Source organism: Aminobacter carboxidus (assembly GCF_014863355.1).
Lineage (GTDB): Bacteria > Pseudomonadota > Alphaproteobacteria > Rhizobiales > Rhizobiaceae > Aminobacter > Aminobacter carboxidus.
Genome location: NZ_JACZEP010000001.1, coordinates 1,208,871 through 1,224,523, shown reverse-complemented (window position 1 = coordinate 1,224,523; position 15,653 = coordinate 1,208,871). Strand labels below are relative to the sequence as shown.

The window sequence follows — 15,653 nt, the reverse complement described above, 5'->3', positions numbered from 1 at the left end:
GTCTAGTTAAGCGCACCGCTTTCCAGCACGCCGCGTGACTTCCAGTCGCCGAGCCGAATGATGTCGGGCGCGCCACCCATTGGTGCATACCAGGAATCGACCACCCATTTGACGCCGTCGGGTGCCCGGATTACCGCCGTCCAGTGCGGATAGCGGCCATCGAGCAGGAAACCCCTGGAATCCCTGGCTTCAACCTTGTGGTGCCTGAGCAGGCCGCGACGCGCGAGATAGCGCAGCAGCGCATCAGTGTTGCTTGACTCGTCGACGCAATCCATCTGCCCCCGAATTTTCGAGGCGCCGAACTCCGAACGTGGCTGGTCGCGTACGCCGGTCACCTGTTGCGCCCGCTTCTCGAAATAGCTGACCGCCTTGGCGATCGCCTTGCGCTCGGCTTCGGGCGAAGCGCGGCCGGCAGAAAGGATCGACGCGAATTTTCTGTCTTCGCCGGCGCCAAGATCGAGGCGCGAACGAAACGCGCAGCCATAACCATGGCAGATGTCGATGGCCACTGCGGCAGCGGCACGATCCGTGGCTGGACCGCCGACCATGACGGAAACGAGGCCGGCAAACAGGGTGATCGAACGTCTCGTCATGGTGATATCCTAGTGACTGTCCCGCATCGGGTGCAACTCGCAAGCCGCCCCATCGTTGCATTCCCTTAGCCAAGGGATTATTCCGGCGCGATGAGCACAAAACCTATTCACATCATCGGCGGCGGTCTCGCCGGATCGGAAGCGGCATGGCAGGTGGCTTCGGCCGGGGTGCCGGTCATCCTGCATGAAATGCGCGGGGTGCGCGGCACCGACGCGCACAAGACCGATGGCCTAGCCGAGTTGGTCTGTTCCAACTCGTTCCGTTCGGATGACGCCGAAACCAACGCTGTTGGCCTATTGCACGCCGAAATGCGGCTCGCCGGCTCGCTGATCATGAGCGCCGGCGACGCCAATCAGGTTCCGGCCGGCGGCGCGCTCGCCGTCGACCGCGACGGCTTTTCCAATGCCGTCACAGCCCGGCTCGATGCGCATCCGTTGATCACCATCGTGCGCGAGGAAATCACCGGCCTGCCGCCTGAGGACTGGGATCAGACGATCATCGCCACCGGCCCACTGACCGCACCGTCGCTGGCCGAAGCCATCGCCGCCAGCACCGGCGCTGACGCGCTTGCCTTTTTCGATGCGATTGCGCCGATCATCCATTTCGACAGTATCGACATGAATGTCTGCTGGTTCCAGTCGCGCTACGACAAGGTCGGCCCCGGCGGCACCGGCAAGGACTACATCAACTGCCCGATGGACAAGGAACAGTACGATGCCTTCGTCCAGGCGTTGCTCGATGGCCAGAAGACCGAGTTCAAACAGTGGGAAGGCACGCCCTATTTCGACGGCTGCCTGCCGATCGAAGTGATGGCCGAGCGTGGCCGCGAAACCTTGCGCCACGGCCCGATGAAGCCGATGGGCCTGACCAACGCCCACAATCCGACTGTCAAAGCCTATGCGGTTGTCCAGCTGCGTCAGGACAATGCACTGGGCACGCTCTACAACATGGTCGGTTTCCAGACCAAGCTGAAGCATGGCGAGCAGGTCGACGTGCTGCGCATGATTCCGGGCCTGGAAAATGCCGAATTCGCCCGTCTCGGCGGCCTGCACCGCAACACGTACCTCAACTCGCCGACCTTGCTCGACCCGACTCTGCAGCTCAAGTCGCGGCACGGCCTGCGTTTCGCCGGCCAGATCACCGGCTGCGAGGGTTATGTCGAAAGTGCTGCCATCGGCCTCTTGGCCGGCCGCTTCGCTGCTGCCGAACGTCTGGGACAGCAAATCAGCGCTCCGCCCGTCACCACCGCCTTCGGCGCGCTGCTCAACCACATCACCGGCGGCCACATCGTATCGGACGATGAGCCGGGCAAGCGCTCGTTCCAACCAATGAACGTCAATTTCGGCCTGTTCCCGGTTATGGAAGCGCCAAAAGTCGAAGGCAAGCGCCTGCGCGGCAAGGAAAAGACCGTCGCCAAGAAAAAAGCGATGACCGGGCGCGCGCTCGTCGACTGTCGCGCCTGGCTTGGCATCGCCGAAGCGGCACAAGCGGCGGAATAGCAACGGGGCACAAGATGGTTCCTCCCGAGACCGCGCGTCTGATCTTGAGGGAGATGCAAGCTGGCGATTCGGCGGAGATCCTGGCGGTCTTCGCCGACGACTACGCCCGACACTTCTACCCCGAGATGACGACCGAAAGTGCCGCGGGCGAATGGATCGCAAGGAATCTTGACCGCTACCAGCGCGACGGGTTCGGCCTGTGGGCGATCATCGACAAGGCAAGCGGTGCGCTGATCGGTGATTGCGGTCCGACCTGGCAGGATATCGGCGGACCGCGCGCGCTCGAAATCGGCTACCATGTCGCACCGGCATGGCGCGGTCGCGGCATCGCACTCGAAGCCGCGCGCGCGGCGATGGCATACGGCTTTGCCGCAACGAACGAATTGGAAATCGGCTCGATCGTCGCCCCCGACAATGTCGCCTCGGCAAGCGTTGCCAAACGCCTGCATCGCGACGTCCGTTCCTACGTCAATGCTCGCGGCCTCGACCGCTTCTTCTTTTTTACCGGACGCGACCAGCACGCAGAAGGTGCATGACGCCGGCGTTAGCCCCCGGTCGCCACCTGCCTTCAGAAGCGCGTTCCAAATGGCATGCATGACCGCCGCCAGAAGCACGACGGGAAGGCTTCAACAGGCATTGCCATCGCCCCCCGAGCGGTGAGGCGCACAAAATGTGCATCAGTTCTTGAAGTAGTCAATTGTATCCGAGAGCGATCGTCTGGGTGGTGTCCCCTTTGGGTCGCAGGCGGCCTGCTACCCAGCGCCACGACGTCGCGCGTCAGCCGCTTCATCGGCAGCTCCAGAATCAAGCTCGCTTCTTGTGTTCCATCCCGGCAGCCCGGGCTTGCCGGCCTCTTCGGGATTGCGCCTGACATAGGCAACCTTCAGGCTCTCCGATGTTTCGCGCGAACCGTCATGGCTCCACCCCGGCGGCATGAACAGGTAGCCCAGCCGCTGCCGCAGGCTAAGCCCGGGCGCGGCCGCATCCTTGAACATGCCGATCCATTCGTGGAAGGCGACACGGACCGGATTGAAGGTGCCGATGTTGTGGACGATACCGTAGCGCGGCAGGTCCTCCTCCCTCTCCTCGACGAAGGTGCCGAACATGCGGTCCCAGATAATCAGCGTGCCGGCAAAGTTGGCGTCGAGATAGCGTGGGTTGGTGGCGTGATGCACCCGATGATGCGACGGCGTGTTGAAAATGAACTCGAACCACGCCCACATCCTGCCGATCGCCTCGGTGTGGATCCAGAACTGCCAGACGAGATTGAAGCCGAAGACGAAAGCGATGACCGCCGGATGGAAGCCGAGCAGGACCAGTGGTACCTGCAGGATGAACATGCCGGTGAACAACCCGGTCCAGCTCTGCCTGAGCGCGGTGGACAGATTGTAATGCTGGCTCGAGTGGTGGTTGACGTGCTCGGCCCAGACCCAGCGCACGCGGTGAGCGATGCGGTGGTACCAGTAGTAACGCATGTCATCGAGCAGGAAAGCGGCGATGAAGACCCAGACCGACAAGCCGAGGTCGAAGAACCTGAATTGCCAGACCCAGAGCAGCGCCCAGTAAGACACAACGCCGAGCAGCAAGCCGGCGACCACGTTGCCGGTGCCCATCATCAGGCTGGTCAACGTGTCACGGGTTTCGAAAGCGCCTTTCGCCCGCCCGGTGCGGACCAGCCAAAGCTCGATCAGGATCGCTACCACGAAGAACGGAATCGCAAGTTCCGTCACCTTGGGAAAGTCATAACTGTCCATCACCCATTCTCTCTGGTGCCATATGCGCCGACATGTCCCGAAAGCGTTGCCACTACGGCGCCGGCTGCCTCCGTATCTGCGAACCGGAAATCGCCGCCCTTCCAGGTGAAGTCGCGCAAGCGAAGCGAGACGGTCGTGTCGTCAAGGGCGCTGAGGGCGACGACGTCGGCCCCTGCCACGATGCGGGTGAGGAACTTGTCGCCGATGCCGCGGACGATGCCGACGGCGTCATTGTCGAGCAGCAGGAAAGCTGCCTCGCTGCCCTCGGTCAGGAACACCGCGCGGGTGGTGCTGTCAGGAAAATCCGCGGCAAATCGGTCAAGTGCATGGTCGGTGCCCGACAATCGCGCCTTGGCGCTACCGCCGCTGAGATGCACGGCGGCGACCACGGCGGCTATGCCGACGACGACCATCGCCACCAGAACTGACAGGCTCATGATACTAAATATCCTCCCGAAACCGCGCATTGGGGCGATTTCTTCGGCAGACTAGCATCGTTGACGTTTACGTCAACGACAGTCTAGCGCCAGCCGCGGGAAGCGGTCGCGAGTATGGTGAAATGCTTGCGCAGCGTGGACATGCCATCCTTGCCGCGCTCGACACGGTCGAGATAGGCAGGCGTCAGCGACAAGGGCAGGAAGGCCGGCCGCAACGTGGCCGGCAGCGCCTTGGCGCCCCGTTCAAAGGCGCGGAGATGCTCGCGCGCCAGGGCGATCATCGCCTGGACCGCAACCGCCGCTCTGGGATCGTGGCCGCCGGCGACGAACTCTTCCGGCGTCAGGCCGGCAGCAGCAAGGATGTCCTTGGGCACGTAGCATTGGCCGCGTGCGCGATGCTTCGGCAGCAGCCGCAGCAATCCTGATATCGCCTGGGCGCAGCCGGCATGGCCGGACAGCTCCGCGTGCCTCGGTGCCTCTGGCGCGTCGAGTATGAGGGCCGCCAGTTGGATCATCGCCGAAGCGGTCTCGCCGCAATAGCCCTCGAGATCGGTGCGCGAGGGCATCGGATCATCGTAGAGGTCGAATATCCGAGCTTCGAGATAGTTGTCGAAGGCCGCAGCAGGCAGACGATAGGTTTCGATCGCCGTCATCAGCGCTGTGGCGAGCGGATGCCCTGCCCCCAGTTGCTTGGTGCCTGACGCGATGATGTCGCGCCACCATTGCAGCCTGATCTCGCCCGGCATCGGCTCGCTGACGCGGTCGCGGATGGCCGCAATCTCGGCGTTGAAGGCGTAAAGCGCCAGAAGTGCCGGGCGCTTGTCTTCGGGTGCATAGAGTGCGGCGAGATAGCGGTCGCGGTCGGCAACGCGCACCGCATCCATCAGAGCCTTCGCCGGATCGTTCGCTTGGTGCACGTCAGTCGACAGCGATGAAAGCTGCCGCCACTGCGCGGTCTTCGGCAAGCAAGACGTTGTAGGTGCGCACCGCAGCCCCCGTCGACATCGGATCGGCCGAAATCCTGGTTACCTTCAGTGCGGTACGCAGTGCTTCCGGCAGCCGGCGTAACTCCTTGCCCATGCCGACGATCAGGATCTCAACATCGCCGGCTTCGGCGAACAGCCGTTCGAAATCCGCAGGCTGGAGTGCCAGTGGGTCAGCGGGCTGCCAGCCATAGATGCCCGATGGCAGACACAGGATCGATCCGCGATGCGACATGTCGGCGAAACGGAAGCCGCCGTCGCCATAGGCGTCGACGGGTGCCCGCCCGGGGAAATGCGCCTCGCGAATGATCAGTCCAGCCATCACTTACGACTTGGTCGGCTGGGCACCAGCCGGCACCGCCGGCTTGCCCTTGTCCTCGGACTCGAACCCTTCAGGCCGCAGCCTGAACAGGATGAGCAGCGGACCAGCGACGAAGATCGACGAGTAGGTGCCGACCACGATGCCGAAGATCATTGCCAGCGTGAAGGACCGGATGACCTCGCCACCGAACAGGTAGAGTGAAATCAGAGCGAGCAGCGTGGTCAGACCGGTCAGAACCGTACGCGACAGCGTCTGGTTCATCGACAGGTCAAGCAATTGCTCGATCGGCATCTTCTTGTACTTGCGCAGATTTTCACGGACGCGGTCATAGACGACGACGGTATCGTTGATCGAATAGCCGACGATAGTCAGGATCGCCGCGATACTGGTCAGGTTGAACTCGATGCCGGTGATGACATAGAGGCCGACCATCATGGTCACGTCGTGGATGGTGGCGAGGATCGCGCCTAGGCCGAACTGCCACTCGAAGCGGAACCAGATGTAGATCAGCATCGCCAGCATCGCGGTCACCACGCCGAGCGTTCCGTAGAAGGCGAGTTCGCTCGAAACCGTCGGTCCGACCGATTCGACACGGCGGAAGTCATAGTCGTTGGCGAGTTCGCCACGCACCTTCTCGACCACGCTCTGCTCGGCATTGTCACCGGCGTTCTGGCCTTCGACCCGGATCAGCAACGTGCTGGCGGAGCCGAATTCCTGGACCTGAACATCACCGATGTTGAGTTCGCTCAACCGCGCACGCACCTCGGACGAGTTGGCTTCACCGTTCTTGGCCTGGACCTCGAGGCTGGTGCCGCCCTTGAAATCGATTCCGTAGTTCATATCGACGGTGAAGAACAAGGTCATCGCCGCAACCGACGCCGCTGCGGACAGCGTAAAGGCGTAGCGGCGCAAGGCCATGAACGAATACGAGGTGTTGTCGGGAACGAAACGCAACAGGCCCTTGGGCAGTTCCTTGGGCTTGGCGCGGCGCAGCCAGATCGAAACCAGCCAGCGGGTCAGGGTGAAGGCGGTGAAGACGGTCGTCACGATACCGATAGCAAGCGTAACCGCAAAACCGCGAACCGGTCCTGAACCGAGATAAAACAGGATCAGCGCTGCAATGAAGGTGGTGAAGTTGGCGTCGACGATGGTCGCCAGCGCGCGCGAGAAACCTGAATCGAGCGACTGCACCAGCGATCGGCCGAGTTGCCGCTCTTCACGCACGCGTTCGTAGATGATGACATTGGAGTCGACCGCCATGCCGACGGTCAGCACGATACCGGCGATGCCTGGCATCGTCAGCGTTGCGCCGAGGATGGAGAGGATCGCGATGATCAGCGCCACGTTGGCGGCCAGCGCAATGTTGGCGATGATGCCAAGTGTGCCATAGGCAACCAGCATGAAGCCAATGACGAGGATGCCCGCGATTACGGAGGCGAATTTGCCGGCGGCGATCGAGTCGGCGCCAAGGCTTGGGCCGACGGTGCGCTCTTCAACGATCGTCAGGTCGGCTGGCAATGCACCGGCGCGCAGCAGCACGGCAAGGTCATTGGCGCTCTCGGCGGTGAAGCTGCCGGAAATCTGGCCCGAACCGCCGAGGATTGGCTCATTGATGCGTGGTGCCGAGATCACCTGGTTGTCGAGGATGATAGCAAACAGACGGCCGACGCCCTGCTGGGTGGCCTGGCCGAAGCGTGATGCGCCCTTGCCGTCGAAGCGGAACGAAACCACAGCCTCGGACGTACGCTGGTCGAAGGTCGCCTGCGCATCGGTGAGGTTTTCACCCGACACGATGACGCGGTTTTCGATCAGGTAGGGAACGGGCGGATCGTCTTGCGAATACATCACCGTCGAGCCTGCCGGCGGGCGGCCCTGCAGGGCATCCTGCGGCGACATCGACTGGTCGACCATCTGGAAGGTCAGCTTGGCGGTCTTGCCAAGAATTTCCTTGAGGCGTGTCGGGTCCTGAAGGCCCGGAACCTGCACGAGGATGCGGTCAGCACCGGCACGCTGGATGATCGGCTCGGTGGTGCCTAGTTCGTTGACGCGGCGGCCGATGACCTCGATCGACTGGGTGACGGCATTGTTGACGCGATAGTCGATGCCGGCGTCGGTCAGCGTGTAGCGCAGCAGGCCGGCCTCGGGCTCCTCGAGCGACAGCTCGCTCACCGTACCCGAGCCGAACATGCCCGACGAAAGCGGCGCCACCAGCGCGGCAAGTGCCGTCTTGGCAGCCTCGACCTCGGCCGGATCGGTGATCCGCACCTGTACGGTAGTGCCGGTGCCGGTCAGACCGGTGTAACCGATCTTGGCATCGCGCAGCAGTGTGCGGATGTCGTCGCGGGTCGCCTGGAGGCGCTCATCGACGAGGTCCTGCCGGTCGATCGAAAGCAGGATGTGCGAACCGCCCTGCAGGTCGAGGCCAAGCGTCAGCGCGCGCTTGGGAAACCACCCCGGAAGGGAATCGAGCTGAGACTGGGTCAGCATGTTCGGGATGGTGAAGATTATCCCGAGGAGCACGGCGGCCCAGATCGAGATTGTCTTCCAGCGCGAGAAATAGAGCATTTGGCCTCGTCCGTTAAGGCAAGAAAGCGGTGCGTGTCGCCTCGCTAGCGGTTATTTCTTGGCGTTCTGGTTGGCGATCGGCTCGCCCTTGACCCGAACGTCGGAAATCGTCGCACGCAGCGCCGTCACCTTCAGACCGTTGCCCAGGTCGATCTCGAGCTCATGGTCGTCGATGACCTTGCTCACCTTGCCGACGAAACCACCGCCGGTGACGACCGTATCGCCGCGGCGGATCGCCGAGAGCATCTCGCCACGCTTCTTGAGCTGCGTGCGCTGCGGACGGATGATCAGAAAATACATGACCACGAAGATCAGTACAAACGGCAAAATGCTGATGAGAACGTCGGGCGTTGCTCCAGCGGCCTGTGCGTATGCCGGCGTTACGAACATGAATGTCTCCTGAGAAAGTATCGGGATACCGCACATCGGAACCCCGGAAATGTGCGCGGAATATAGTCGCTCATGCCACCAATGCAACTACGCTTGGCCCAAGCCGCTGCGCTTTTCCGCGCAATTTGAGCGTGTTACAGCGTCGCGCACAGGTAATAGCTAGAGACTAACGGGATTGCCATGGAAAAGACCATCGAAGCGCTCAACTCCAAGCTGGATCTTCTGATCGCTGCGGTAGCCAGGCTGGCGCCTCCGCCCGTTCCCGAAACAGACATCAGCACCGCAGACTGCTATGTCTGGGCGTCCGATCCGGGCTTTCTCGAACCCGTACACCGAGTCAACCGCGTCGACATCGGCCTGATCAAGGGCGTCGACCGGGTCCGCGACATCCTCGTCGACAACACCGAGCGCTTCGCTGCCGGCCTGCCCGCCAACAATGTCCTGTTATGGGGCGCACGCGGCATGGGCAAGTCGTCGCTGGTCAAGGCGGCACACGCCTCGATCAACGCCTCGGGCAAGACGGCAGCTCCGCTCAAGCTGATCGAGATCCATCGCGAGGATATCGACACGCTGCCCAAGCTCATGAACCTGCTCAAGGCAGCGCACTACCGGTTCATCCTTTTCTGCGACGACCTGTCGTTCGACCATGACGACACTTCCTACAAGTCGCTCAAGGCAGCACTTGAAGGCGGCGTCGAGGGCCGGCCAGACAATGTCATCTTCTACGCGACGTCGAACCGCAGGCACCTTTTGCCCCGGGACATGATCGACAACGAGCGTTCGACCGCCATCAACCCGTCGGAAGCCGTCGAGGAAAAGGTCTCGCTGTCCGATCGCTTCGGTCTGTGGCTCGGCTTTCACAAATGCTCGCAGGACGAATATCTCGACATGGTCAACGGCTACGCCCGCTACCACGGCTTCGACAATGATCCCGAGACCTTGCGGGCCGAGGCGCTGGAATGGGCAACGACCCGCGGCAGCCGCTCAGGCCGCGTCGCCTGGCAGTTCATCCAGGACCTTGCCGGACGCCTCGGCAAGCCGCTCAAGGACTGAACCCTCCAAATGAAAACGCCCGCCCCTGACAGGGACGGGCTGATATGGCGGGACTGATGGAGGTCAGGGCACCTCGCTGCCGCATCGGCCCGAAAACAGGCCCGATGCGCAAACCTGGCATCGGCTATTCGAGGTAGCCGCTCGGATCGACCGGCGTGGAGTTCTTGCGCACTTCGAAATGCAGCTTCGGCGCATCGGTCGAACCGCTCATGCCTGAAAGTGCGATCTCGTCGCCACGCTTGACCTTCTGGCCGCGCTGGACCTTGAGCGAGCTTGCGTGACCATAGACGGTCACGAGGCCATTCTCGTGGCGCACCAGAACGGTGTTGCCGAATTCCTTGAGACCGTCGCCGGCATAGATGACGACGCCGTTTTCGGCAGCCTTCACCGGCGTGCCTTCCGGCACCGAGATGTCGATACCATCGTTCGACTTGCCGCCGCCCTTGCCGTAGTTGGCAACGACACGACCACGTACCGGCCAGCGCATACGGTCGATGCCGGTGGAGTTCGGCGCTGCTTCGGCCGATTCCTCGGCCTGCTGCACCAACTTGTCTTTCTTCGGCGGCGTGTAGGCAGCAACTGCGGGAGCTGCGGCTGCAGGCTTGGCTGCGGCAACGGCAGGCTTCGGAGCAGCCGTGGCAGCGGTTGCGGTGACCACCGGATCAACGGCGGGCGTGGCCTTGGCAACAGCCGAGGTCGCACCGGCACCCGGCACCTTCAAGGTCTGGCCGATGCGGATTCGGCCGTCCTGCAGGCTGTTGGCCTCCTTCAGTGCCGTCGTCGTCACGCCAAGCTTCTTGGCGATGCGGTTGAGCGTGTCGCCCTCGACGACCTTGTAGCCGCCGGCGCCTGCTGGCTTGGCGTTGTTATCCGCTGGCGAGCCGAGCTGCGCTGTTGCGGCTTCCTTGGTCTTGGGCTGCTGCGGCAGCACCGCGACCTTGTTGCTTGGCAAGGTGGCAGGCTGCGGATTCTTGCCCGGCAGCTTGAGTGTGTTCTGATCCGCCGTCGCCGGCTGAGCAACTGTACCGGTCGTGGTGCGATCGACGGCAGGCGCCAATGCAGGAGCCTGTGCCGTCTGGACGGGAGCCGGAGCAAGTGCCGGCGCCTGGGCGACAGGCGCCGGCAGAGGCTGCGACGACACCGGTTGCAGGCTGCCGCGGCTGACCGATCCGGCACTGGCCGACGCCATCGGGGCTGCCATCTGGGCGTCACCAGGGAACGGCTGCTGCTGTGGCTGATTATTGATGATCGAACGCTGGTTCGGCGTCGATGCGGTGAAGATGTCATCGACACCACCGCCGCCAAATCGCGACACTCCGGAACTGCACCCTGCTGCCATGCCGGCAACCAGCAGAACGGCGCCACCGCGCGCCAGAGAGCGTTTATTCGCCTTCAAAATACTGAAACGCATCGCACTGACCCGCGCTTTACCCGATACCAACTAGGCTTGATTAAAGCGCGTTAATGTTACTGGTCGGTTAAGGGGATCAAATAAATCAAATGCTTCGTCAGACGGTGAGCAGACGCGCGCCGAGGGCAGGCTGGAAGCCCGGCTCGCGCGCACATTGCCAAGGATGTAGTGGTGGCTGGCCTAGATGACGGCGGCGACGCCGCGGGCCAGCGGCTGCAGGCGGACGACGCCAAGATCCTCGCGCTCGAAGCGGCTGCCAATCTTGGTCAGCTTGCAAAGCACCTGCTCGCCCTCCTCCGGGCCGATCGGCGCAATCATGGTGCCGCCGCTCGACAATTGGTCGACGAACATGCGCGGATGGCTGTCGAAGGCGGCCCAGACGACGATTCGATCAAACGGCCCCTCACCCGGCAAACCGTTCGAGCCGTCGGCCTGGCGGACCAGCGCGTTGCCAAGGCCGAGCATCTCGAAGCGCTGGCGCGCCAGATCGGTCAGCGTCTTGAAGCGCTCGACGGTGACGACGCGGCCGGCCAGCCGCGCCATGACAGCCGCCGTGTAGCCCGAACCCGTGCCGACTTCGAGCACGCGGTTGCCAGGCTCGAGGTTGAGTGCGGAAATCACCGCCGTCTGCAGGTCGGCACCTTCGATCGCCTCGCCGCATTCGATCGGCAGCATGCGGTCCGTCCAGGCGATGGAATGGAACTGTCCGGCGAGAAAATCGCGCCGGGGTGTTGCCTCAAAGGCAGCGATCAGATTTTTCGGAACGATGCCGCGCCCGCGCAGGCGAAGAAGAAAGGCGGCGAAGCCTTCACGGTCGTCCGGCATCATGTTCATGCAATAGCCTTGGCCAATTGATCGCGCAGTTCATGCGCCGTCATGTCGAGCTTGAGCGGGGTGACCGAAATCTGCTTGTTGCGCACTGCATGCAGGTCGGTTCCGGGCTTCACTTCCGGCTCATCGCGTCCAAAACGCAGCCAGTAGTAAGGCAGGCTGCGGCCGTCGCGGCGTTCCTCGACCCAGATGCCGTAGGCCAGCTTGCCCTGGCTCGCCACCACAGGTCCGGTGACCTCTTCAGGTGGGCAATTGGGGAAATTGACGTTGAGCAGGACGCCGATCGGCAGTTCGGTGGCGATCAGCTTGCGCAGCAGCGCTGGCGCCAGCGCCTCGGCCGTTTGGTATGGCACGATGCGCTCGTCGTTTTCGTAGATGTAGGCCTGGCTCAACGCAATCGAGCGGATGCCGATCAGCGCGCCTTCCATGGCACCCGCCACGGTCCCCGAATAGGTCACGTCGTCGGCGACATTGAGGCCCGAATTGATGCCCGACAGGATCAGGTCCGGCGGCTCGGGCAGGATCTTGCGTGCGCCCATGATGACGCAATCGGTCGGCGTGCCGTTGACCGCATAGTGCTTGTCGCTGATCTTGCGCAGCCGAAGCGGCTCCGAGATCGACAGCGAATGCGCATAGCCCGACTGGTCGGTCTCCGGTGCCACCACCCAGACGTCGTCCGACAGCTGGTTGGCGATCCGCTCCAGGACAGCAAGGCCTTCGGCGTGGATGCCGTCGTCGTTGGTCAGCAGAATGCGCATGTCACTTCGCTTCGATCTTGGTCAGGCCACCCATATAAGGCAGCAGCGCTTCAGGAATCGTTACGCTGCCATCCTCGTTCTGGTAATTCTCGATGACGGCGATCAGCGCGCGGCCGACGGCGACGCCCGAACCGTTGAGCGTGTGCACAAAACGCGTGCCCTTCTCTTCCTTCGGACGGTAGCGGGCGTCCATGCGGCGCGCCTGGAAGTCGCCGCAAACCGAGCAGGACGAAATCTCGCGATAGGTATTCTGGCCGGGAAGCCAGACCTCGATATCGTGGGTCTTGCGCGCGCCGAAGCCCATGTCGCCGGTACACAGCACCATGGTACGGAACGGCAGGCCGAGGCGCTTGAGCACCTCTTCGGCGCATTCGGTCATGCGGTCATGCTCGGCGAGCGCGCTTTCGGCATCAACGATCGAAACCAGCTCGACCTTGTAGAACTGGTGCTGGCGCAGCATGCCGCGCGTATCGCGACCAGCCGAACCAGCCTCCGAACGGAAGCAAGGCGTCAGCGCCGTCATGCGCAGCGGCAGCTGCTCGTTTGCCAGAATTTCCTCACGCACCAGATTGGTCAGCGGCACCTCTGCGGTCGGGATCAGGCCGAGCCGGCTGTCGCCATGCGGCACGAAGAACAGGTCCTCCTCGAACTTCGGCAGCTGGTTGGTGCCGAACAGCACCTCGTCGCGCACCAGAAGCGGCGGCTGCACTTCCATGTAGCCGTGTTCCGAAGTGTGCAGGTCGAGCATGAACTGGCCGAGCGCGCGCTCGAGCCGGGCAAGCTGGCCCTTGAGCACGGTGAAGCGCGATCCGGAGAGCTTTGCGGCGCGCTCGAAATCCATCAGGCCGAGCGCCTCGCCGATCTCGAAATGCTCCTTGACCCAGTTCGGGCGCGGCAGCACCTTGCCGACCGTGCGCAACACGACATTGCCGGTTTCGTCCCGGCCAACCGGCACGTCTTCAAACGGCACGTTCGGGATCACGGCAAGGGCTGCGTCGAGCGCCTTGTCGAGCTCGCGCTCGCGGCCTTCGCCGTCCTGGATGAAGCCCTTAATCTCGGCGACTTCGGTCTTCAGCTTCTCGGCAAGGGCGGAATCACCATTGCGCATGGCGTTGCCGATTTCCTTGGACGCGGCATTGCGGCGCTCCTGCGCCTCCTGCAGCTTGGAGACATGGGCGCGGCGCGCCTCGTCCCTGGCAATCAGGTCCTCGACCGTCGACTTGGCCGCATCCGTCGATTGACCGCGCTTCATCAGCGCTTCGATCAGAGCTTCAGGGTTCTCGCGAATCCATTTGGTATCAAGCATTTAAAAAGGTTCCGGTCGCGGCAGTTGGTCGAACGACCGCGACGGCGGATCGGGCTGTCAGCTGGCGTTGGTGCCGCTGCCTGTGCCTTCGAGCGAGCTCGATGCTGCTTGCGATTGCTCTTCAGCGGCGCTTTCGTCCGCATCCTGCTTCTCGCGTGCCACACGCTCCTGCTCGCGCTTCTTTTCGATCATCCGGGCGGTCCAGATGGAAATCTCGTAAAGAAGGATCGTGGGAAGGGCAAGGCCGATCTGGCTGACCGGATCGGGCGGCGTCAGCACGGCTGCCACCACGAACGCAATCACGATCGCCCATTTGCGCTTGTCGGCCAAACCTTGCGAGGAGACCATCCCGACGCGCGCCATCAGCGTCGTCACCACCGGCAGCTGAAACACCAGGCCGAAGGAGAAGATCAGCGTCATGATCAGGCTGAGATATTCCGACACCTTGGGCAGCAGCGAAATCTGCACCTGGTCGTCGGTGCCGGCCTGCTGCATGGCAAGGAAGAACCACATCACCATCGGGGTGAAGAAGAAATAGACCAGCGACGCACCGAGCAGGAACAGCACCGGCGAGGCGATCAGGAACGGCAGGAAGGCGGCGCGTTCGTTCTTGTAGAGGCCGGGCGCCACAAACTTGTAGATCTGTGCTGCAATCACCGGGAACGCGATGACCAGGCCGCCGAACATGGCGAGCTTGATCTGGGTGAAGAAGAATTCCTGCGGCGCGGTGTAGATCAGCTCGACCTTGTGCGGGTCAAGGCCGGCCCAGTCTGTCGCCCATTTGAACGGGATGACCAGCAGGTTGAACAGTTGCTTGGCAAAGAAGAAGCAGACCAGGAAGGCGACGAAGAAGCCGCCGATCGACCACATCAGCCGCGTGCGCAGCTCGATGAGGTGCTCCATCAGTGGGGCCGAGGACTTTTCGATTTCGTCGTCTTCGGCGCTCACGAGGCTTTTCCTGCTTTGGTCGTCGACTTGGCAACGGTCTTCTTGGGCGCGGCAGCCTTTGCCGGCGCAGCCTTCGCTGGGCCGGGCATGGTCGGTGCGGCTGCCGCCTTGGACTTGGCCGGTGCTGCGCTTGCCTTGGCGGTGGGTTCTGGCGTTGCCTTGGGCTTTGCGGTCGCCTTTGGCTTGTCCACCACTTTGGCAGCGGCAGGCACCGGCGTGGCCTTGACCTCAGTTGCCGGGAACACCGGTGCTGCCGGCATGGTCTCGGGTCCTGAAACACCAGGCATGGCGGTTGCGCCATTCTTCAACGGCTCGGCCGGATGTATGACTTCCGAAACGGATTCGGCCGGCGGTGCAGCGGGCTTTGGCTTCATCGCTGTATCGAGACCGGCGCGCACGTCGGCGGCTGCCTTTTCAAACGGGTTCAGCTGCTTCCTGATCTCGTTCGCCGGATTGAGGCCGCGGAGCTCGTCGACCGATTTCTTGACGTCGTCGAGCTCGGCCTCTTTCAGTGCATCGTTGAACTGGCGCTGAAAATCGCCGGCCATGGAACGTGCCTTGGCCATCATCCGCCCCATGGTGCGGAGCATCTTGGGCAAATCCTTCGGGCCGACAACCACGATCATGACGACCGCGATCACCAGCATTTCGGTCCAGCCGATTTCAAACATGTCGATGCGATCCGGCTAGTGCAGGCCTCTCGAAAACCGTCGCCGGTTTCTGCAAGGGACCCCGCACAAATTCAAGAAGCGTACAGCGTGCCTTGCGCGTCCGGTCGGACGCGCAGCGCTGCATCAGGAGT

Annotated in this window: 16 protein-coding genes; 3 read left to right on the top strand and 13 right to left on the bottom strand. The window is 62.8% G+C overall.

Annotated elements, in window-relative coordinates:
- Positions 1 to 2: 2 nt before the first annotated feature.
- Positions 3 to 593, bottom strand: coding sequence for a hypothetical protein (locus IHE39_RS05775; RefSeq protein ID WP_192565792.1), 591 nt, complete (start codon positions 591 to 593; stop codon positions 3 to 5).
- Positions 594 to 683: 90 nt separating this feature from the next.
- Here IHE39_RS05775 and trmFO point away from each other — a divergent pair, with 90 nt between their 5' ends.
- Entirely contained in the window at positions 684 to 2,093 is a 1,410-nt protein-coding gene (trmFO, locus tag IHE39_RS05770; RefSeq protein ID WP_192565791.1) for a methylenetetrahydrofolate--tRNA-(uracil(54)-C(5))-methyltransferase (FADH(2)-oxidizing) TrmFO, read from the top strand.
- Positions 2,094 to 2,107: 14 nt separating this feature from the next.
- On the top strand, positions 2,108 to 2,629 hold the full coding sequence (locus IHE39_RS05765) for a GNAT family N-acetyltransferase (protein ID WP_192565790.1): 522 nt from the start codon (positions 2,108 to 2,110) through the stop codon (positions 2,627 to 2,629).
- A 216-nt stretch (positions 2,630 to 2,845) separates the two neighbouring features.
- Here the strand turns inward: IHE39_RS05765 and IHE39_RS05760 are convergent, their stop codons facing one another.
- The 6 genes from IHE39_RS05760 to yajC all read right to left on the bottom strand — a co-directional run bounded on the left by IHE39_RS05760 (position 2,846) and on the right by yajC (position 8,544).
- Positions 2,846 to 3,847, bottom strand: coding sequence for a sterol desaturase family protein (locus IHE39_RS05760; protein ID WP_246485383.1), 1,002 nt, complete (start codon positions 3,845 to 3,847; stop codon positions 2,846 to 2,848).
- Positions 3,847 to 4,284, bottom strand: coding sequence for a hypothetical protein (locus tag IHE39_RS05755; RefSeq protein WP_192565789.1), 438 nt, complete (start codon positions 4,282 to 4,284; stop codon positions 3,847 to 3,849). Before IHE39_RS05755 ends, IHE39_RS05760 begins: the two co-directional genes overlap by 1 nt.
- Before the next feature lie 83 nt (positions 4,285 to 4,367).
- A complete protein-coding gene (locus IHE39_RS05750) occupies positions 4,368 to 5,168 on the bottom strand; it encodes a phytoene/squalene synthase family protein (protein WP_192565788.1) in 801 nt (266 codons plus the stop codon).
- A 34-nt stretch (positions 5,169 to 5,202) separates the two neighbouring features.
- Complete coding sequence (locus tag IHE39_RS05745; RefSeq protein WP_184769095.1) at positions 5,203 to 5,592, bottom strand: Mth938-like domain-containing protein; 390 nt, start codon at positions 5,590 to 5,592, stop codon at positions 5,203 to 5,205.
- Complete coding sequence (gene secDF / locus IHE39_RS05740) at positions 5,593 to 8,154, bottom strand: protein translocase subunit SecDF (protein WP_184769094.1); 2,562 nt, start codon at positions 8,152 to 8,154, stop codon at positions 5,593 to 5,595. It lies immediately after the preceding gene.
- Between the two features lie 51 nt (positions 8,155 to 8,205).
- Positions 8,206 to 8,544: a preprotein translocase subunit YajC gene (yajC, locus tag IHE39_RS05735; protein ID WP_184769093.1), complete on the bottom strand. Its 339-nt coding sequence runs from the start codon at positions 8,542 to 8,544 to the stop codon at positions 8,206 to 8,208.
- 180 nt (positions 8,545 to 8,724) lie between these two features.
- On the opposite strand from yajC, the gene IHE39_RS05730 reads away from it, so the two are divergent.
- The gene (locus IHE39_RS05730; protein ID WP_192565787.1) at positions 8,725 to 9,597 is read left to right on the top strand and encodes an ATP-binding protein; all 873 of its coding nucleotides are present in this window, start codon (positions 8,725 to 8,727) and stop codon (positions 9,595 to 9,597) included.
- 124 nt (positions 9,598 to 9,721) lie between these two features.
- On the opposite strand, the gene IHE39_RS05725 is transcribed toward IHE39_RS05730, so the two are convergent.
- The 6 genes from IHE39_RS05725 to tatB all read right to left on the bottom strand — a co-directional run bounded on the left by IHE39_RS05725 (position 9,722) and on the right by tatB (position 15,522).
- Entirely contained in the window at positions 9,722 to 11,008 is a 1,287-nt protein-coding gene (locus tag IHE39_RS05725) for a peptidoglycan DD-metalloendopeptidase family protein (RefSeq protein WP_184769091.1), read from the bottom strand.
- Between the two features lie 180 nt (positions 11,009 to 11,188).
- Positions 11,189 to 11,842, bottom strand: coding sequence for a protein-L-isoaspartate(D-aspartate) O-methyltransferase (locus IHE39_RS05720; RefSeq protein ID WP_192565786.1), 654 nt, complete (start codon positions 11,840 to 11,842; stop codon positions 11,189 to 11,191).
- The gene (gene surE, locus IHE39_RS05715) at positions 11,839 to 12,597 is read right to left on the bottom strand and encodes a 5'/3'-nucleotidase SurE (protein WP_192565785.1); all 759 of its coding nucleotides are present in this window, start codon (positions 12,595 to 12,597) and stop codon (positions 11,839 to 11,841) included. The genes IHE39_RS05720 and surE overlap by 4 nt, the downstream gene beginning before the upstream one ends.
- Before the next feature lies 1 nt (position 12,598).
- Entirely contained in the window at positions 12,599 to 13,903 is a 1,305-nt protein-coding gene (serS, locus tag IHE39_RS05710; RefSeq protein WP_192565784.1) for a serine--tRNA ligase, read from the bottom strand.
- A 57-nt stretch (positions 13,904 to 13,960) separates the two neighbouring features.
- Positions 13,961 to 14,806: a twin-arginine translocase subunit TatC gene (gene tatC, locus IHE39_RS05705; RefSeq protein ID WP_192566062.1), complete on the bottom strand. Its 846-nt coding sequence runs from the start codon at positions 14,804 to 14,806 to the stop codon at positions 13,961 to 13,963.
- Between the two features lie 41 nt (positions 14,807 to 14,847).
- Positions 14,848 to 15,522: a Sec-independent protein translocase protein TatB gene (gene tatB, locus IHE39_RS05700; protein ID WP_192565783.1), complete on the bottom strand. Its 675-nt coding sequence runs from the start codon at positions 15,520 to 15,522 to the stop codon at positions 14,848 to 14,850.
- Positions 15,523 to 15,653 lie beyond the last annotated feature (131 nt).